The organism is uncultured Modestobacter sp. (genome assembly GCF_947486615.1).
In the GTDB taxonomy this organism is placed as follows: domain Bacteria; phylum Actinomycetota; class Actinomycetes; order Mycobacteriales; family Geodermatophilaceae; genus Modestobacter.
Window position 1 is genome coordinate 202,989 of the sequence record NZ_CANKUD010000006.1, and the last position, 18,816, is coordinate 221,804.

The 18,816-nt window shown below is 75.5% G+C and carries 16 protein-coding genes; all 16 read left to right on the forward strand.

The genetic code is table 11. The features are described 5' to 3' along the window. Nucleotides 1-35 precede the first annotated feature (35 nt). Nucleotides 36-701 (forward strand): hypothetical protein, encoded by a 666-nt coding sequence (locus Q1A09_RS13380; RefSeq protein WP_299955692.1) that lies wholly within the window; start codon nt 36-38, stop codon nt 699-701. A 147-nt stretch (nt 702-848) separates the two neighbouring features. Next, on the forward strand, nt 849-2,573 hold the full coding sequence (locus tag Q1A09_RS13385) for a penicillin-binding protein 2 (RefSeq protein WP_299955694.1): 1,725 nt from the start codon (nt 849-851) through the stop codon (nt 2,571-2,573). A 95-nt stretch (nt 2,574-2,668) separates the two neighbouring features. After that, nucleotides 2,669-4,222, forward strand: a complete 1,554-nt coding sequence (locus Q1A09_RS13390; protein ID WP_299955696.1) for a UDP-N-acetylmuramoyl-L-alanyl-D-glutamate--2,6-diaminopimelate ligase — start codon at nt 2,669-2,671, stop codon at nt 4,220-4,222. Then, on the forward strand, nt 4,219-5,655 hold the full coding sequence (gene murF / locus Q1A09_RS13395) for a UDP-N-acetylmuramoyl-tripeptide--D-alanyl-D-alanine ligase (RefSeq protein WP_299955698.1): 1,437 nt from the start codon (nt 4,219-4,221) through the stop codon (nt 5,653-5,655). Before Q1A09_RS13390 ends, murF begins: the two co-directional genes overlap by 4 nt. Next, a complete protein-coding gene (gene mraY, locus Q1A09_RS13400; RefSeq protein WP_299955700.1) occupies nt 5,652-6,731 on the forward strand; it encodes a phospho-N-acetylmuramoyl-pentapeptide-transferase in 1,080 nt (359 codons plus the stop codon). Before murF ends, mraY begins: the two co-directional genes overlap by 4 nt. Beyond that, nucleotides 6,728-8,167 carry a UDP-N-acetylmuramoyl-L-alanine--D-glutamate ligase gene (gene murD / locus Q1A09_RS13405; RefSeq protein ID WP_299955702.1) on the forward strand — a complete coding sequence of 480 codons (1,440 nt, stop codon included), beginning with the start codon at nt 6,728-6,730 and terminating at the stop codon, nt 8,165-8,167. The genes mraY and murD overlap by 4 nt, the downstream gene beginning before the upstream one ends. A gap of 7 nt (nt 8,168-8,174) precedes the next feature. Next, complete coding sequence (ftsW, locus tag Q1A09_RS13410; protein ID WP_299955704.1) at nt 8,175-9,932, forward strand: putative lipid II flippase FtsW; 1,758 nt, start codon at nt 8,175-8,177, stop codon at nt 9,930-9,932. Continuing rightward, the gene (gene murG / locus Q1A09_RS13415; protein WP_299955705.1) at nt 9,929-11,101 is read left to right on the forward strand and encodes an undecaprenyldiphospho-muramoylpentapeptide beta-N-acetylglucosaminyltransferase; all 1,173 of its coding nucleotides are present in this window, start codon (nt 9,929-9,931) and stop codon (nt 11,099-11,101) included. The genes ftsW and murG overlap by 4 nt, the downstream gene beginning before the upstream one ends. Then, nucleotides 11,098-12,570 carry a UDP-N-acetylmuramate--L-alanine ligase gene (gene murC / locus Q1A09_RS13420; protein WP_299955707.1) on the forward strand — a complete coding sequence of 491 codons (1,473 nt, stop codon included), beginning with the start codon at nt 11,098-11,100 and terminating at the stop codon, nt 12,568-12,570. Before murG ends, murC begins: the two co-directional genes overlap by 4 nt. An 11-nt stretch (nt 12,571-12,581) precedes the next feature. Continuing rightward, entirely contained in the window at nt 12,582-13,382 is an 801-nt protein-coding gene (locus Q1A09_RS13425; RefSeq protein WP_299955709.1) for a cell division protein FtsQ/DivIB, read from the forward strand. 328 nt (nt 13,383-13,710) lie between these two features. Beyond that, complete coding sequence (gene ftsZ / locus Q1A09_RS13430; protein WP_299955711.1) at nt 13,711-15,012, forward strand: cell division protein FtsZ; 1,302 nt, start codon at nt 13,711-13,713, stop codon at nt 15,010-15,012. A gap of 100 nt (nt 15,013-15,112) precedes the next feature. After that, the gene (pgeF, locus tag Q1A09_RS13435) at nt 15,113-15,844 is read left to right on the forward strand and encodes a peptidoglycan editing factor PgeF (protein WP_299955713.1); all 732 of its coding nucleotides are present in this window, start codon (nt 15,113-15,115) and stop codon (nt 15,842-15,844) included. Then, the gene (locus Q1A09_RS13440; RefSeq protein WP_299955714.1) at nt 15,841-16,614 is read left to right on the forward strand and encodes a YggS family pyridoxal phosphate-dependent enzyme; all 774 of its coding nucleotides are present in this window, start codon (nt 15,841-15,843) and stop codon (nt 16,612-16,614) included. Before pgeF ends, Q1A09_RS13440 begins: the two co-directional genes overlap by 4 nt. 103 nt (nt 16,615-16,717) lie before the next feature. After that, a complete protein-coding gene (locus tag Q1A09_RS22635) occupies nt 16,718-17,569 on the forward strand; it encodes a cell division protein SepF (RefSeq protein WP_366139783.1) in 852 nt (283 codons plus the stop codon). Nucleotides 17,570-17,637: 68 nt separating this feature from the next. Continuing rightward, nucleotides 17,638-17,937 (forward strand): YggT family protein, encoded by a 300-nt coding sequence (locus Q1A09_RS13450; RefSeq protein ID WP_299955715.1) that lies wholly within the window; start codon nt 17,638-17,640, stop codon nt 17,935-17,937. A gap of 97 nt (nt 17,938-18,034) precedes the next feature. Beyond that, on the forward strand, nt 18,035-18,766 hold the full coding sequence (locus tag Q1A09_RS13455; RefSeq protein ID WP_299955716.1) for a DivIVA domain-containing protein: 732 nt from the start codon (nt 18,035-18,037) through the stop codon (nt 18,764-18,766). Nucleotides 18,767-18,816 lie beyond the last annotated feature (50 nt).

Below are 18,816 nucleotides of genomic sequence, written 5' to 3' on the forward strand. Positions count from 1 at the left end.
CCGGCCCAGCCCACCACCGTCCGCGAGGAGCACCCATGAGCCAGCCCGCGCGGGCCGTGCCCCGCACCAGCACCCCCCGGACGACGGCCCGGGCCACCCCCACGCACGACAGCGCCGCACCGCGGAGCACCGCGCGCAGCGGCGCGGCCCGGGCCACCCCGGCCCGCGCCACCACCGCCCGCGCCACCGGCCCGCGCACCACCACCGGCCCGGTGCACGTGCCGCGCAGCTCCTCGACCCGGCGCACCGGGCCGATCACCGCCGGCGCGCAGCTGCGCCTGGTGCCCCCGGCGCCGGCCCGCGCGCCCGGCCGCAGCCGCGCCCGCCGCCCGGCCGCGCGCACCCGGCGGGCCCCGTTCGTCGTCCTGCTGGTCGGGCTGCTGGTCGCCACCACCCTGGGGCTGCTGCTGCTGAACACCGCGATCGCCGTCGACTCGCTGCAGGCCACCCAGCAGCGGGTCGCGAACGCCGAGCAGGCCGAGCAGGTCGCTCGACTGGAACAGCAGGTCGTCGCTGCCGATACCGCTGCCGAGCTGGCTCGCGCCGCCGCGGCGGCCGGGCTGGTCCAGCCGGGGGCAGCGGCCCACCTGGTGCTGCAGCCCGACGGCACCTCGGTGGTCGTCGGCAGCGCCGTCCCGGCGCCCGTGCCCGAGCCCCCGACCGAGACCGACGGACCCTCGTCGCCGACCCCCGGGAACTGATCCGTGCGCTCCGCTGGCCCTCCTCCGCCGATCCGCCCTGCCGCCCCCCGCGGGGACGGCGGCCGGTCCACCGGTCCGGCGGGTCGCGGTGACGCGCTGCGGGCGCGCCGCGACCCGGGTCCCCGTCGCCGCCGGGCACCCCTGGGCGTGGTTCAGCGCGACCGGCGCAACCGGTTGGGGCTGGCCTTCCTGATCACCCTGCTGGTGGTCGTGGTGGGCCGGCTCGTCGTGCTGCAGGGTGTCGACGGTGCTGCGCTGCAGCTGGCCGCGGAGAACGACCGGCTGCGCTCCTACCCGATCGAGGCCGTCCGCGGTCAGGTCACCGACCGCAACGGCAACCCGCTGGCGTACTCGGTGAACGCGGTCACGGTGAACGCCGACCCCTCGGTGGTCGCCGACCCGACGCGCACCGCCCTGGCGCTGACCACCCTGCTCGGCGTCCCGGTCGACGAGCTGACCGAGAAGCTGTCGCGGGAGGGGCGCTTCGTCGTCCTGGCGGAGAAGGTGTCCACCGAGGCCGCCGACGAGATCCGTGAGCTGCCGCTGAGCACCCGCGGCGGCCTGGTGCTGGTCGACGACCCGGTCCGGCTCTACCCGGCCGGTGCGGTGGGCGGCCAGGTCGTCGGCTTCGTGGGCTCGGACGGCGACGGGCTGGCCGGCATCGAGCAGACCTTCGACGAGGAGCTGGCCGGCACCGACGGCCAGGAGCGGATCGAGGTCGACGGCAGCGGGAACCCCATCCCCTCCGGGATCGACGACTCGCAGCCGGCGACCGACGGCAGCAGCGTGCAGCTGACCCTGGACGAGGACCTGCAGTACGTCGTCCAGCAGACGCTGGACGCCGCCTGCGCCGACGAGGCCACCGAGTCCGCCTCCGCCGTGGTGCAGGACGTGCACACCGGTGAGGTGGTCGCACTGGCCTCCTGCCCGGGCTACGACCCGAACACCTACAACACCACCGACCCGGCGCTGCTGGGCAACCCGGTGGTCTCCGACGTCTACGAGCCCGGCTCGGTGATGAAGGCGGTCACCCTGGCCGCCGCCATCGAGGAGGGCAAGGCCACCAAGGACACGGTGCTGAACGTCGACGGGCACATCCAGGCCGGCGACGTCGTCGTCACCGACGCCCACGACCACGAGCCGATCGACTTCACCCTCACCGGCATCCTGGCCAAGTCCAGCAACGTCGGGTCGATCATGCTGGCCCGGGAGGTCGGCGACAGCACCTTCGAGCGCTACCTGCGGGCCTTCGGCCTCGGGTCGACCACCGGCGTCGAGCTGCCGGGGGAGAGCGCCGGCATCCTGCAGGACTCCGCGGAGTGGAGCGCCGCGCGGGCGGCGAACGTGCCGATCGGGCAGGGCGTCTCGGTGACCACCCTGCAGATGGCCTCGGTCTACCAGGCCCTGGCCAACGACGGCGTGCGCATCCCGCCGCGGATCGTCTCCTCGGTGACCGCCCCCGACGGCACGGTCACCGACACCCCGCAGCCCGCGGGCGTGCGCGTGGTCAGCGAGTCCACCGCCGACCAGCTCACCTACATGCTCGAGGCCGTCGTCGGCCCGGGCGGCACCGCGCCGCTGGGCGAGGTCGACGGGTTCCGGGTGGCCGGCAAGACCGGCACCGCGCAGCGGGCCAACCCCGAGACCGGCAGCTACGCCGGCGGTGGCTACTTCACCACCTTCGTGGGCTACGCCCCGGCCGACGACCCGCAGTACGTGGTCGCCGTCGACCTCGAGCGGCCCACCAGCGACGCCGAGGGCGGCCAGGTCGCCGCCCCGCTGTTCGCCGACGTCATGCGGTACGCGCTGATGTCCGGCGGCGTCGTCCCCTCCGGTTCGCCGCGGCCGGACTTCACCCTCACCGTCCCCTGACCCCGACCAGCGCCGGGACCGGTGCACCGGCGCGGGCGACACGGGCCCGGCGGGTGACCGGGCCGGACGGGCCCACGCCGGTAGATTGGACCGACGTGACCTCGACCGCGCCAGGGTCGGTGCCCCGGCCAGCGGGGAACCGCCCGCTCCCGCTCCTCGACCTCGCCGATCTCGTCGGTGCTCCCGTGCAGGGAGCGGCCGACCTGACCGTCGGTGGCGTCACCCTCGCCTCCGGCGAGGTCCGCCCCGGCGACCTCTACGCGGCCCTGCCCGGTGCGCGCACCCACGGCGCCCGGTACGCCGCCGACGCCGCCGCCCGGGGTGCGGTCGCGGTGCTCACCGACCCCGCGGGCGAGGCCGAGGCCCGGGCGACCGGGCTGGCGGTCTGCGTCACCCCGGAGCCGCGCGCCGTGCTCGGCGCGGTCGCCTCCCGGGTGTACGGCCGGCCGACCGAGCAGCTGCGCGTGCTGGGCATCACCGGCACCAACGGCAAGACCACCACCGCCTACCTGGTCGAGGCCGGGCTGGCCGCGGCCGGGCTGCCCAGCGGCCTGATCGGCACCGTGCAGACCCGCACCCGGGGCCGGGACGCCGCCGGCGCGCCGGTCACCACCGAGCTGCCCAGCGTGCGCACCACCCCGGAGGCCACCGACCTGCACGCCCTGCTGGCCACCATGGTCGAGGCCGGGGTGCAGGCGGTGGTGATGGAGGTGTCCAGCCACGCGCTGGTGCAGGGCCGGGTCGGCGGCGTCGGGTTCGCCGCGGCCGGCTTCACCAACCTCTCCCGCGACCACCTGGACTTCCACGGCGACGAGGAGAGCTACTTCCAGGCCAAGGCGCTGCTGTTCGACGGGCGCGCCGCGGTCGAGGTGGTCGACGTCGACGACCCGGCCGGACGGCGGCTCGTCCGCCCCGGCACGGTCACCGTCTCCACTGCAGGTCCGGACGCCGACTGGTCGGCCACCGACGTGGCGAGCGTGCCGGCCGGCGGGTCGACGTTCACCCTGCACGGCCCCGGTGGGCGCAGCTGGCCCGCCCGGCTGCGGCTGCCCGGCCGCTTCAACGTCGCCAACGCCGTCCTCGCCGTCGCCCTGCTGGACGCCGTCGGCGTGCCGGTGGAGACCGCGGTCGCCGGGCTGGCCGAGACCGTCGTCCCGGGGCGGATGGAGCCGGTGGACGCCGGCCAGCGCTTCGTCGCCGTGGTCGACTACGCGCACACCCCCGACGCCGTGACGACGGCGCTGCGCGCGCTGCGCGGGGCGACCACCGGCCGGCTGGTCACCGTGCTGGGCTGCGGCGGCGACCGGGACCCGGGCAAGCGGCCGGCGATGGGCGCCGCGGCCGCGGCCGGCAGCGACGTGCTGGTGATCACCGACGACAACCCCCGCTCGGAGGACCCGGCGACGATCCGCAGCGCGATGCGGGCCGGCGTCGAGGACGTCCCGGTCGGGGAGCGCGCCGAGGTGCTGGAGATCGGCGACCGGCGCGCCGCGCTGGCGGCGGCCGTGGCGCTGGCGCGCCCGGGTGACACCCTGCTGGTCGCCGGCAAGGGCCACGAGACCGGCCAGGAGGTGGGAGGTCAGGTGCTGCCCTTCGACGACCGTGCGGTGCTGCGGGAGCTGCTGACCGCCGGGACGGTGCCGGCGTGATCGCCCTGACGCTGGCCGAGGTGGCCCAGGCCGTAGGTGGAGAGCTGGCCGGCGGGCCGGGCGACCTGGTGGTCTCCGGCGCGGTGCTGGTCGACTCCCGCGCCGTGGCCGCCGGCGACCTGTTCGTCGCCCTGCCGGGGGAGCGGGTGGACGGTGCGGACTTCGTCCCCGCCGCCGCCGCCGCCGGCGCGGTCGCCGCACTGAGCACCCGGGCCGACCCCGCGCTGCCCTGCGTCGTCGTCGCCGACCCGGTCGAGGCCCTCGGCCGGCTGGCCGGGGCGGTGCACCGGCGCCTGGTGGACGGCGGCCTGGTCACCATCGGCATCACCGGCTCCTCGGGCAAGACCTCCACCAAGGACCTGCTCGGTCAGGTGCTGGCCACCGCCGGCCCGACCGTCAGCCCGCAGGGCTCCTTCAACAACGACATCGGGCTGCCGCTGACCGTGCTGTCCGCCGACGCGGACACCCGGCACCTGGTGCTGGAGATGGGCGCCCGCGGTCCCGGGCACATCGCCCGGCTGTGCCGGGTCGCCCGGCCGCGGATCGGCGTGGTGCTCAACGTCGGCTCCGCGCACCTGGGCGAGTTCGGCAGCGCCGAGGTGATCGCCACCAGCAAGGGCGAGCTGGTCGAGGCCCTGCCGGCCGAGGGCACCGCGGTGCTCAACGCCGACGACCCGCGGGTGATCGGCATGGCGCCCCGCACCTCGGCCGCCGTCGTGACCACCGGCGTCGAGAGCGAGGCCGACGTCCGGGCCACCGACGTGACCCTGGACGAGGGCGCCCGCCCGCGGTTCACCCTGCAGGCCGGCGGTGAGCGGCACCCCGTCGCGCTGCAGGTCGTCGGGCTGCACCAGGTGGCCAACGCGCTGTCCGCGGCCGGCGCCGCCCTGGCCGCCGGGATGACCCCGGCGCAGGTCGCCACCGCGCTGTCGGCGGCCGGGCCGCGCAGCCGCTGGCGGATGGAGGTCACCCGGCGCGCCGACGGGGTGACGGTGGTCAACGACGCCTACAACGCCAACCCCGAGTCGATGCGCGCGGCGCTGGCGGCGCTGGTCCGGCTCCCGGGCCGCCGCCGGATCGCCGTCCTCGGCGCAATGGGGGAGCTGGGGCCGGCCGCCGACGCCGCGCACGCCCGGCTGGGCCGGGACGCCGTGCGCGCCGGGGTCGACCTGCTGGTCGCCGTCGGCCCGGACGCCCTCGGTGTGCACACCGGTGCACTGGCCGAGCAGGGCGCGGCCGGGAGCAGAGCAGATGGCCACGGGGGAGAGCGGGAGACGAGCGTGCACGTGCCGGACCGGGCCGCGGCAGCGCGGCTGTTGGCCGAGGTGGTGGCCCCGGGCGACGTCGTCCTGGTCAAGGCCTCGCGCAGCTACGGGCTCGAGGAGCTCGCCGCCGAGCTGCTGGGCTCCGGCGGCACGGAGGTGACCGCGTGAAGTCCGTGCTGGTCGCCGCCGCCATCGGGCTGATCGTCTCGATCCTGGTCACGCCGCTGGCGATCAAGGCCTTCCGCCGGCACGGCTTCGGCCAGGAGATCCGGGACGACGGCCCGGAGAGCCACCTGGCGAAGAAGGGCACGCCCACGATGGGCGGCACCGTCATGGTGCTGGCCACCGTCGTCGGCTACCTGGTCGCCCACCTGTTCCTGATCAACCAGGAGGGGCGCGGGGTCACCGCCACCGGCCTGCTGCTGCTCTTCCTGCTGATCGGCCTGGGCACCGTCGGCTTCCTCGACGACTACCTGAAGATCCGCTACCGGCGCAGCCTCGGGCTGAACAAGACCGCCAAGCTGGTCGGCCAGCTGGTCGTCGGGGTGACCTTCGCCGTCCTGGCACTGATGGCCGACGACGAGAACGGCACGGCCGTGGCCACCACGGCGGTCTCCTTCGTCCGGGACATCGCGCCGCTGACCCTGCCGGCGTTCCTGTTCGTGGCGCTGGCCTACGTGTTCATCGCCGGGTTCTCCAACGCCGTCAACCTCACCGACGGGCTGGACGGGCTGGCCGCCGGCTGCTCGGCGATGGTGTTCGCCTCCTACGTGATCATCTCGTTCTGGCAGTTCGGGCACGACTGCGCCGGCGAGCTGGTCGACGGCTGCTACACCGTGCGCGACCCGCTGGACGTCACCCTGGTCGCGGCCGCGGCGATGGGCGCTTGCCTGGGCTTCCTGTGGTGGAACACCTCCCCGGCCCGGATCTTCATGGGCGACACCGGGTCGCTGGCCCTCGGCGGGCTGATGGCCGGGCTGGCGATCGTCACCCGCACCGAGCTGCTGCTGGTCGTGCTCGGCGGCCTGTTCGTCGCGGTGACCCTCTCGGTGGTCATCCAGGTCGGCTTCTTCCGGGCCACCCGGCGGCGGGTGTTCCGGATGGCGCCGCTGCACCACCACTTCGAGCTGGCCGGCTGGGCGGAGAACACCGTCATCGTCCGGTTCTGGCTGGTCACCGGGATGGCGGTCGCCTTCGGGATGGGGCTGTTCTACGCCGACTGGCTCGCCTTCGCCGGGCTGTGAGCGCACCGGTGGACGAGCAGGGACAGCAGCCGATGGGCACCGTGCTGGTGGCCGGGCTCGGCGTCTCCGGCGCCGCGGCCGCCCGGGTGCTGCTGGCCCGGGGCGACGAGGTGCTGCTCACCGACGCCGCGGAGCCGGCCGTGCTGGCCGAGCTGGTCGCCGCCGGCGCCCGGTGGCTGGGCCCGGTGGACGCCCCGCCGGAGGGGGTCGACCTGGTGGTGACCTCGCCGGGCTGGCGGCCCGACTCCCCGCTGCTGGTGGCCGCGGCCGCCCGCGGCCTCGAGGTCGTCGGCGAGCCGGAGCTCGCCTGGCGGTTGCGGATCGCCGCCCCCGGGGGCCGCCCGGCGCCCTGGTACGCCGTCACCGGCACCAACGGCAAGACCACCACGGTGACCATGCTCGAGCAGGTGCTGCTGGCCGGTGGCCGGCGGGCGGTCGCCGCGGGCAACGTGGGCCGGCCGCTGGTCGAGGTGGTCACCGCCCGCGCCGCCGACGGCAGCCCCGCCTACGACGCGATCGCCGTGGAGCTGTCCAGCTTCCAGCTGCACTGGTCCTCCTCGATCGCCCCCGACGCCGCCTGCGTGCTCAACATCGCCGACGACCACGTCGACTGGCACGGCTCCTTCGACGCCTACCGGGACGCCAAGGCCCAGCTCGTCCGGCTGGCGCCGGTCGCGGTCGCCGACGCCGGTGACCCGGTGGCCTCCGCGGTCGTCGCCGCCCACCGGCACCCGGTCACCGTGACCCTCGACGAGCCGGCCCGCGGCCAGCTCGGGGTCCGGGCCGGGGCGCTGGTCGACCGCGCCTTCAGCGCCGAGCCCGCCGGTGAGGTGCTGGTCGAGCTGGACGCGCTGCAGGTCCGCGGGCCGCACAACACGGTCAACGCGCTCGCCGCCGCCGCGCTGGCCCGCGCGGCCGGGGTGGACCCGGCGGCGGTCGGCCGCGGCCTGGCCGCCTTCCGCGGCGGCGCCCATCGCAACGTGCTGGTCGGCAGCCTGGACGGCGTGGACTTCGTCGACGACAGCAAGGCCACCAACCCGCATGCCGCGGGTGCCTCGCTCGCCGCCTACCCGCGGGTGGTGTGGATCGCCGGTGGCCTGCTCAAGGGCGCCGACGTCGACCCGCTGGTCGCCGCGGTGGCCGACCGGCTGGCCGGGGTGGTGCTGCTCGGCCGCGATCGGGAGCAGCTGGCCCGGTCACTGGCGCGACACGCCCCGTCGGTCCCGCGCACGGTGGTGCCCAGCGGCGACGATGACGCTGTGACCGATGGGACTGACGGGGACCGGGTGATGGGTGAGGTGGTGGCGGCCGCCGTCCGCCTGGCCCGGCCGGGTGACACCGTGCTGCTGGCGCCCGCGGCCGCCTCGATGGACGTCTTCACCGACTACGCCCACCGCGGCCGGGCCTTCGCCGCCGCCGTCCGGGCGCTGGGCTGACCCGCCGATGGCCACGACCACCCGCGAACGCCGGGCCGTGCCCGCCCGCCCGCCCGAGCCCGCCACCACCCCGCGCACCGGGCTGACCGCCCGGTTCCGCGGCCCGGCCTGGCTGGACGGGCCGATGACCAGCGCGCACCTGGTACTGGGCTCGGCCGGCATGCTGCTGGCCATCGGCCTGGTCATGGTCTTCTCCGCCTCCTCGATCGAGGCGGCCACCTCCGGCCAGCCGGCCTGGCTGCCCGGCGTCCGGCAGCTGACCTTCGCCGTCATCGGCCTGGCCGGGATGCTCGTGGCGATGCGGCTGCCGGTCGGGCGGATCCGGCAGTGGTCCGGCCGCGGCATGCTGGTGGTGTTCCTCCTGCTGGCCCTGGTGCTGATCCCGGGCATCGGCATCAAGCTGAACGGCTCGCGGGCCTGGTTCGACCTGGGCTTCACCAACTTCCAGCCCTCCGAGCTGGCCAAGCTGGTCTTCGCGCTCTGGGGCGCCCACGTGCTGGCGCTGCGCGAGCGGTACCTGACCACCCGGACGCTGCTGGTGCCGGTCATCCCGGTGTTCGTGCTGATGTGCCTGCTGCTGATCGCCGAGCCGGACATGGGCGCCGTGGTCAGCCTGGGCCTGGTCGTGGCCGGGCTGATGTGGGCCGGCGGGCTGTCCCGCCGCTACCTCGCCGGCGCGGTCGCGGTGGTGGCCGCGCTGGTCGCGCTGATGGTGGCGGTGGCCCCGTACCGGATGGCCCGGGTCACCTCGTTCCTCGACCCGTTCGCCGACCCCCTCGGCGACGGGATGCAGGCCATCCGCGGCTTCTACGCGCTGGCCACCGGCGGCGTGTGGGGCGTGGGCCTGGGCAACAGCGCGCTGAAGTGGAACCTGCTGCCGCACGCGGAGTCCGACTACATCTTCGCCATCATCGGTGAGGAGCTGGGCTTCCTCGGCTGTCTGGTGGTCATCGCGCTCTACGGGATGCTGGCGTGGGCCGGGTTCCGGATCGCCCGCCGCTCCACCGACCGGTTCGTGCAGCTGGCCAGCATCGCCATCACCGTCTGGCTGGTCGGCCAGGCGACGATGAACATGGGCTACGTCGTCGGGTTGCTGCCGGTCACCGGCGTCACCCTGCCGCTGATCTCCGCCGGCGGCACGTCGCTGGTGCTGACGCTGTTCGTGATCGGGCTGCTCGCCCGGTTCGCCCGCTCCGAGCCCGCCGCGATCGCCCACCAGCGGCACGCCCGGCGTGGCTGGCTGGCCCGGCTGCTGCTCCCGGTGCCGGCCGCCGCGGTCGACCCGGTGCCCGCCCGCCGGCGTCGTCCGGCGCGCCCGGACCGCGACCAGGGCCGGTCCTGGGCCCCGGGCCAGGGCTGGGCCGCGGGCCAGGGGTGGGGGCAGGGTCGCCGCCCGGAGCCCGTCCGCGAGCCGGACCGGTGGCGCCCGGGGCGGACGGTCACCCGGGTGCCGGGGCTGCGCACCCAGGAGCAGTTGGCCGTGCAGCCAGGCTCCCGGGAGCCCCGGCCCGACCCGCGCCGTGCCGCGCCGGGACCGGGGTCGGCGGCCCCGGACGCGCGCCGGGGAGCGGTCCAGCGGCAGACTGGACGCGGCCGGCTCCCCGCCGGTGACCGTCCGATCGTCCGCAACCGGCCCCCGGCCGCCGGGCCCGTCCTCCGCGACGTGCCCCGCGACCCCGGTGGGCCCGGTGAACCCCCCGCCGCGCGGGCGCGGCCGGTCGCCCGGCCCCGCCCCCCGAGAACGGAACGGCCACGCCCCCTGTGACCTCCCCCCAGCCCGCCCCCGGCGCCGGAGCGGCTGAGCCGACCGGTGACCGCCCGGTCTCCGTCGTGCTCGCCGGCGGCGGCACCGGTGGGCACATCGAGCCGATGCTGGCCCTCGCCGACGCCCTCACCCGGCGGGACGGCGCACCCGGTGGCACGCCCCGGGTCACCTGCCTGGGCACCGCCCGTGGCATGGAGACCCGGCTGGTGCCGGCCCGCGGCTACGACCTGCGGCTCATCCCCCCGGTGCCGCTGCCCCGCAAGCCCACCCCGGACCTGCTCCGGGTGCCCGGGCGGGTGCGGCGGTCGGTCGCCGAGACGCGGGCCCTGCTCACCGAGCTGGACGCCGACGTGGTCGTCGGCTTCGGCGGCTACGTCGCCCTGCCGGCCTACCTGGCCGCGTGGCGGGCCGGTGTGCCCGTGGTCGTGCACGAGCAGAACGCCCTCCCCGGCCTGGCGAACCGGATCGGTGCCCGGGTGGCCGCGCGCGTCGCGGTCACCGTGCCCGCCACCCCGCTGCGCGGCGGGGAGCACGTCGGCATGCCGCTGCGCACCTCGATCAGCGGCCTGGACCGCGCCGCCCGCCGGGCCGAGGCGCGCGCCGAGTTCGGGCTGGACGCCGACCGGCCCACCCTGCTGGTCTTCGGTGGCTCGCAGGGCGCCGCCTCGCTGAACCGCGCCGCGGTCGCCGCCGCGGACCCGCTCACCGCCGCCGGCGTGCAGGTGCTGCACGCCCGGGGACCCAAGAACACCGACGTCACCGTGCCTCCCCGCCCGGCCGGCGCGGCGCCCTACGTCGTCGTCGACTACCTGGAGCGGATGGACCTGGCCTACGCCGCGGCCGACCTGGCGCTGTGCCGCTCCGGCGCGGTCACCGTCGCCGAGCTGTCCGCCGTGGGGCTGCCGGCCGCCTTCGTGCCACTGCCGATCGGCAACGGTGAGCAACGGCTCAACGCACTGCCCGTGGTCGAGGCCGGTGGCGGGCTCCTGGTGGCCGATGCCGACCTGTCGCCGTCCTGGATCGAGGCTCAGCTGGTGCCCCTGCTCACCGACCCCCAGCAGCTCGCCGGGCTGGCCCGGCACGCGGCCGCCGCCGGCTCCCGGGACGCCGACGAGCGGCTCGCCGACCTCGTGCTGCAGGTCGCCGGCCAGGGGGTGGGCAGCCGATGAGCGCCGACGACGTCGCCGCCTGGCGCGGGCCGATCCCGGCGCTGGCCGACCTCGGCGCGGTGCACTTCATCGGCATCGGCGGCGCCGGGATGAGCGGGATCGCCCGGATCATGCTGGCCCGGGGGGTGCCGGTCTCCGGCAGCGACCGCCGGGAGTCCCCTGCGCTGCGGGCGCTGGCCGCCCTCGGTGCCCGGGTGGAGGTCGGCCACGCCGGCGAGCACGTGGGCCAGGCTTCCACCGTGGTGGTCTCCACCGCGATCCGGGACGACAACCCCGAGCTGGTGGCGGCCCGCGAGCGCGGCCTGCGGGTGCTGCCGCGGGCGGTGGCGCTGGCCGCGGTGATGGCCGGGCGGCGCAGCGTCGCCGTGGCCGGCACGCACGGCAAGACGTCGACCACGTCGATGCTCACCGTCGCCGTCCAGGCCTGCGGGGTCGACCCCTCGTTCGCCATCGGCGGCACGCTGAACGAGTCGGGGTCCAACGCCCACTCCGGGCAGGGCGACGTCTTCCTCGCCGAGGCCGACGAGAGCGACCGGTCGTTCCTGCTGCTGGCGCCGTTGGGGGCCATCGTCACCAACGTCGAGGCCGACCACCTGGACAACTACGGCGACCTGGCCGCGGTCGAGGCCGCCTTCGACACCTTCGTCGGCACGGTCGCCGACGGCGGCTTCCTGGTGCTCTGCCTGGACGACCCGGGTGCGGCCCGGCTGGCCGGCGTCGGTGCGGCGGCCCGGGTGCGCACCTACGGGCAGCACCCGGACGCCGACCTGCGGCTGGACGACCTGCGGGTGGCCGCCGACGGCACCCGCTACACCGCGGTCCTGGACGGCCGGGTGCTCGGCGAGGTGCACATCCAGCTGCCCGGGGAGCACATGGCGCTCAACAGCGCCGCCGCGTTGCTGGCCGGGCTGGAGCTGGGGTTGCCGGCCAGCGGGCTGATCGGTGGCCTGGGCCGCTTCGGCGGGGTGCACCGGCGGTTCGAGCTCAAGGGGACGGCGGCCGGGGTACGGGTCTACGACGACTACGCCCACCACCCGACCGAGGTGTCCGCGCAGCTGCGGGCCGCCCGGGCGGTCGTCGGCTCCGGGCGGCTGCTGGTCCTCTTCCAGCCGCACCTCTACAGCCGCACCGCCCAGTTCGCGGCCGGCTTCGGGACGGCGCTGGGGCTGGCCGACGAGGTCGTGGTGATGGAGGTCTACGGCGCCCGCGAGGACCCGGTGCCCGGGGTGACCGGTGCGCTGGTCGCCGACGCGGTGCCGCTGCCCCCCGGCCGGGTGGCGTTCGAGCCGTCCTGGTCGGCGGCGGCACCGGCGATGGCCGCCCGGGCCCGGCCCGGTGACGTCGTGGTGACCATGGGCGCCGGTGACGTGTCGATGGTCGGGCCGGAGGTGCTGGCCGCGCTGGCAGAGCCGACGGCGCCGGACGGCGATTCGGAGCCGACGGGAGCCGAGCCGGGACCGACGCGGTGAGCCGGAACGGGATGACGACCAGCGACCGGGCCCGCAGCGGCCGGCGCGGCGCCGTCCCGTCCGGCGGTGCGACCTCGGTGACCTCGCTGCGGGCCCGGCGGCGCCGGTCCCGCCGGCGCACGCACCCGCGGCGCCGGCAGTTGGCCGTGCTGGCCGTGGGCGTGCTGCTGCTCGGTGTCCTGGCGTGGGTGTTCCTGGCCAGCCCGCTGCTGGCGGTGCGGACGGTGCGGGTCGACGGTGCCGGTGCGCTGTCGGAGGGGCAGGTCGTGGCTGCGGCCGGCGTCGCGGAGGGCACCCCGCTGGTGCGGGTGGACACCGACGCGGCGGCCGGACGGGTGGCCCAGCTGCCCCAGGTGGCCTCGGTGGAGGTCACCCGCGGCTGGCCGGGCACGGTGGTGGTGACCGTGGTCGAGCGCGTGCCGGTGGCCGTGGTCGAGCAGGCCGGTACGCGTCAGCTGGTCGACGCCGGGGGAGTGGTCTTCGACACCATCACCGGGGAGCCCCCCGCCGGCGTGGTCCCGCTGGACGTCCCGGACCCGGGGCCGGACGACGTGGCGACCCGGGCAGCGCTCGGTGCGCTGACCGCGTTGCCCGACGAGGTGCGGGACGTGGTGACCGGCGTGACGGCCTCCACCGGGGACGACGTGACGCTGAGCCTCACCGACGACCGGACGGTGCGGTGGGGGAGCGCGGCCCGGACCGACCGCAAGGCCGAGGTGCTCGGCGCGCTGCTGGCCCAGATCGAGGACGGCGAGCTGGAGCCGGCCGACACCCTCGACGTCAGCACCCCGGACTCCGTCGTCCTGCGCTGAACGGGTGGCCGGCCGGAGCTGCCGGGGCTGTTCCGACACGCCCGGCGGGAAAATGACCTGCGCGTCGTCCTTCTCGGGCGCGCCGCTGTGCTCGCACCGGGTCTGCACCCGGGCCTGAGACGCCGGCCAGGCAAGTCGTCACTGGCGGTGAGCCAGATGTGACGGAAGGGTCGGGTGCGGCTCGTGCGAATCCGCTCTGTGGACACGCCGAGCAGGAAGGGGTGCTTGCTGCCCCCGGAGGGCGCACCTAACTTCGTCCTCACAACGACTCAGTTGACATAACTATAAGGCTTAACCTGAGGATGAGGGTCCAGTTGGGGAGCGCAGAATGACACCTCCGCACAACTACCTCGCGGTCATCAAGGTCGTCGGCATCGGCGGCGGCGGGGTGAACGCGGTCAACCGCATGATCGAGGTCGGCCTCAAGGGGGTCGAGTTCATCGCGATCAACACCGATGCACAGGCCCTGCTGATGAGCGACGCCGACGTCAAGCTCGACGTCGGCCGTGAGCTCACCCGCGGCCTGGGCGCGGGCGCGCAGCCCGACGTCGGCCGGCAGGCCGCCGAGGACCACCGCGAGGAGATCGAAGAGGTGCTCAAGGGCGCCGACATGGTCTTCGTGACAGCAGGCGAGGGTGGTGGCACGGGCACCGGCGGTGCCCCCGTCGTCGCCTCCATCGCCCGCAAGCTCGGTGCGCTGACCATCGGCGTGGTCACCCGCCCGTTCTCCTTCGAGGGGAAGCGGCGGGCCGTCCAGGCCGAGTCGGGCATCGAGGAGCTGCGCAACGAGTGCGACACGCTCATCGTGATCCCGAACGACCGGCTGCTGCAGCTGGGCGACCGGAACGTCAGCGTCATGGACGCCTTCCGCACCGCCGACCAGGTGCTGCTCTCCGGTGTCCAGGGCATCACCGACCTGATCACCACGCCCGGCCTGATCAACCTGGACTTCGCCGACGTCAAGTCGGTCATGTCCGGAGCGGGCTCGGCGCTGATGGGCATCGGCAGCGCCCGCGGTGACAACCGCGCGCTGCTGGCGGCCGAGCAGGCGATCGCCTCGCCGCTGCTGGAGGCTTCGATGGAGGGCGCCCACGGCGTCCTGCTGTCGATCTCCGGTGGCTCGGACCTCGGCCTGTTCGAGATCAACGAGGCGGCCTCGCTGGTCAGCGACGCCGCCCACCCGGACGCCAACATCATCTTCGGTGCCGTCATCGACGACGCCCTGGGTGACGAGGTCCGGGTCACGGTGATCGCGGCCGGGTTCGACGGTGGCAAGCCGAGCAACCGCAAGGACGCCGGAACGACGCCGCTGGCGACGTCGGCCCCGGTCGCCCAGGCGGCTCCGGCTGCGCCGGCGGCCCCGCCCGCGCAGGTGCGGTCGGCGCCGACCCAGACCGGTGAGCGCCTCGCGGCGCCCGCTCCGGCTCCTGCCCCGGCTCCGGTGCCGCCGTCCACGACGGCTCCGCGGACCGGGCAGCCGGGCAGCACGCCGCCCCAGGGTGGTGGGCTGACCGTCCCGCCGCTGCCCCCGATGCCCGGCGGCCAGGGGAACGGCGGCACGCGTCGTCCGCTCGCCTCCGAGGACTTCGAGGAAGAGCTGGACATCCCGGAGTTCCTCCGCAGTCAGTGAGGAAGGACCCCGCTGCAGGGCCCCGGACGCGCACGCTCGGTCCGGGGCCCTGCAGCGTGTCCGGACCGAGGCTGACCAGATCGTCGGAGGGAACGGCACCGTGAACAGCGAATCGGCCATCGCGCCGACGATGCGACCCCGTCGGGTCGTCACCGATCGGCGCGGCGGCCGTTCTGCTGCGCCGTACGAGTCGTTCAACCTCGGCGGGCACGTCGGCGACGACCCCGCCGCCGTCGCGGCCAACCGTGCCCGGCTGGCCGGTGAGCTCGGCGTGCCGGCCGACCGGCTGGTCTGGATGACCCAGGTGCACGGCACCGGGGTCGCCATCGTCGAGGACGCCGACGAGAACCCGGTGGCCGACGTCGACGCGCTGGTCACCGCCACCCCCGGGCTGGTGCTCTGCGTGCTCGTCGCCGACTGCGTGCCGGTGCTGCTGGCCGACCCGGTGGCCGGCGTCGTCGCGGCCGTGCACGCCGGCCGGGAGGGCGTGCGGCGCGGGGTGGTGCCGGCGACGCTGGCGGCGATGACCCGGCTGGGCTCCCGTCCCGGCGACGTCGAGGCGCTGCTCGGCCCGGCCGTGTGCGGTCTGGACTACGAGGTCCCGGCGGCGATGCAGGCCGAGGTCGGCCGGGTCGCCCCGGCGGCGGTGGTGCGCACCCGCACCGGCACCCCGGGTCTTGACCTGCGGGCCGGGCTGGCCGAGGTGCTGCGCGGTGCCGGTGTCCGGCAGGTCGTCCACGACCCGCGCTGCACCGTGGAGGACCCCCGGCTGTTCAGCCACCGGCGGGACGGCGTCACCGGCCGGCAGGCCGGCGTCGTCTGGCTGCAGTGAGCACCTCCCGGCCCCGTCCCGAGGTTCGCCCCGAGCGTGCGAGGGGTGAGGAGGACGGGGTCCTCCGACTCGCCGAGAACCTGCAGGCGGTCCGGGAACGGATCGACGCGGCCGCCCGGGCCGCCGGTCGCGACCCGGCGTCGGTGCGGCTGCTGGCGGTCAGCAAGACCCGGCCCGCCGAGGACGTGCGGGCCCTGGCCGGCCTCGGGCAGTCCGACTTCGCCGAGAACCGGGTGCAGGAGCTCGCCGGCAAGGCGGCCGACCTCGCCGACCTGGCCGGGCTGCGCTGGCACCTGGTCGGGCAGCTGCAGCGGAACAAGGCCGCCGCCGTCGTCCGGCTGGGGGCCGGGGTGCACTCGGTCGACCGGGTGTCGCTGGTGGAGGCGCTGAGCCGGGCCGCCGACCGGGACGAGCGCACCGTCGAGGTCCACCTCCAGGTCGACCTGGGTGGGCCCGAGGGCGAGCTGGGCTCCCGGGGCGGCGCGCACCCGGACGAGGTCCCCGGCCTGGCCGACGCCGTCGCGGCGGCACCGGGCCTGCGGCTGCTCGGTCTGATGGCGGTGGCTCCCCGTGGGGAGGACCCCGCGCCGGCGTTCGCCCGGCTGGCCGAGCTCGCCGCCCGGGTCCGGGCCGACCATCCTGCTGCCGTGGAGCTATCGGCAGGCATGAGCGGCGACCTGGAGGCCGCTGTGACAGCTGGGGCCACCGAGGTGCGTGTCGGTACCGCGTTGTTCGGTGCCCGCCCCCTAACCTCCGGTCCAGGGAAGTGACGCGGGACCCGTAGACCCTCCCGAGTCACACCAGCACCACCCGCACCACCGATCACCCGTTCAGCACGAGTCGTCCTGCGACGAGACCAGAGGGAGACGTCCGATGGCCGGAGCCATGCGAAGGATGGGGGTCTACCTGGGCCTCGTCGAGGACGACGACGCCCGTGGTGGGTACGACCGCTACGCGTCGCGGCAGAGCGACTACGACCACGACGACCGGGGCTACGACCGCGGTTACGACCGGTACGCCACCTCCTACGACGACGACCCGGCGGCCGACGTCCCCGGGGAGCGGTACGGCTACGCCGACGCCTACGCCTCGCCCGGCTACGACGACCAGCCGGCCGCCCAGTACGCCGGTGACAACTTCGCCCAGGAGCTCCCGCCCGAGCCCGAGGTCTCCCTCGGTCGCCGGCCGGCCACCCCGCGCACGCTCGGCCTGGCCGGGACGACGGCGGGCAGCACCTCGGCCCGGCTGGCCGCGGCCGGTGGGACGGGGCTCGGCTCGGCGTCCGCCGCGCGCAGCCGCATGTCCGGTACCGGTATCTCCGGCGGTGGCATCTCCGCTGGTGGCACGGCGACGTCCGGATCGGCCGGACTGGCGATGAGCGAGCCGGTCGTCCCGGCCCCGGTCCCCGTGCCGGCGCCCGTCGCGGCCCCCGAGCCCAAGCCGCAGGGCTACCGGATCACCACCGTGCACCCCGCCTCCTACAACGAGGCGCGCACGATCGGCGAGCGCTTCCGGGACGGCATGCCGGTGATCATGAACCTCACCGACATGGAGCACGCCGACGCGAAGCGACTGGTGGACTTCGCCATCGGCCTGACGTTCGGGCTGCACGGTAGTATCGAGCGGGTCACGGCCAAGGTCTTCCTGCTCAGCCCGCAGGACGTGGACGTGACTGCTGAGGACAAGGCCCGCATCCGTGAGGGCGGGTTCTTCAGTCAGTCCTGATGGGCGATTCCTGCCTGATGGCTGCGCCCTGACCACCTGGCACGAGGTGCCCTGAACGAGCGAGGACCGTGGCTCTCCTTCTGCAGATCGTCTCGTCGGTCTTGCTCGTCTTCCTGATCCTGCTGTTCGCCCGGTTCGTCGTGGACTGGGTGATGGTGCTCGCCCGCAGCTGGCGCCCGCAGGGTCTGGTCGCCGCCGGCCTCGAGGTCGTCTACGCCACCACCGACCCGCCGCTGAAGGCCGTGCGCAAGGTGATCCCGCCGCTGAACCTCGGTCAGATCCGGCTGGACCTCGGGTTTATGGTGCTCCTGATCGGCGTCATCCTGCTGCGCAGCGTCCTGAACAGCCTGGCCTACTCCTACGCATGACTCGTCCTGACTTCCCGGAGCGGGGTGCGGACACCGAGCGGTTCGCCGCCGGTCTGCGTCCGTCCCCGTCCCTCCCGTCCGACCTGAGGTGAGCCGCATGCCACTGACTCCCGCCGACGTGCACAACGTCGTCTTCAAGAAGCCGCCGATCGGCAAGCGCGGCTACGACGAGGACGAGGTCGACGCCTTCCTCGACGTGGTGGAGGCCGAGCTGGCCCGCCTGATCGAGGAGAACAACGACCTCCGCGCGTCCGGGAGCAGTGGCTCGCGCGACGAGCGCCCCGAGTCCGCCCCGATGACCGTCGCGGCCCCGCCGCCGCCCCCGGCCCAGCCGGCCGCGCCGCAGGTGCGTGAGGACGACGCCATCCGCGCCTCCCGGATGCTGGCCCTGGCGACCGAGACCGCCGAGCGGCACGTCAACGAGGCCAAGGCCCAGTCCGACCAGATGGTCGGCAGCGCCAAGAGCAACAGTGAGCGGATGCTCGCCGAGGCCCGTGCCAAGAGCGAGCAGATGGTGGGCGAGGCCAAGAGCCGCGCCGACGCGATGCTCGGCGACGCGCGCACCCGCGCCGACACGATGGAGCGCGAGGCCCGCGCCAAGGCCACCGCCCTGCAGCAGGACGCCGAGCGCAAGCACGTCGAGGCGATGGGCTCCCTGGAGGAGAAGCGGGCGAGCCTGGAGCGCAAGGTCGACGAGCTGCGCACCTTCGAGCGCGAGTACCGCACCCGGCTGCGCTCCTACCTGGAGTCGCACCTGCGGGACCTGGACAGCCGCGGTTCGGCCGAGCCGTCGTCCAACGCCCGGCAGAACCAGCACGTCAGCGCCTGAACACCGACCGCCCTGAGGGGCGGTCGACGGAGCCCCTCCGGACCTCGGTC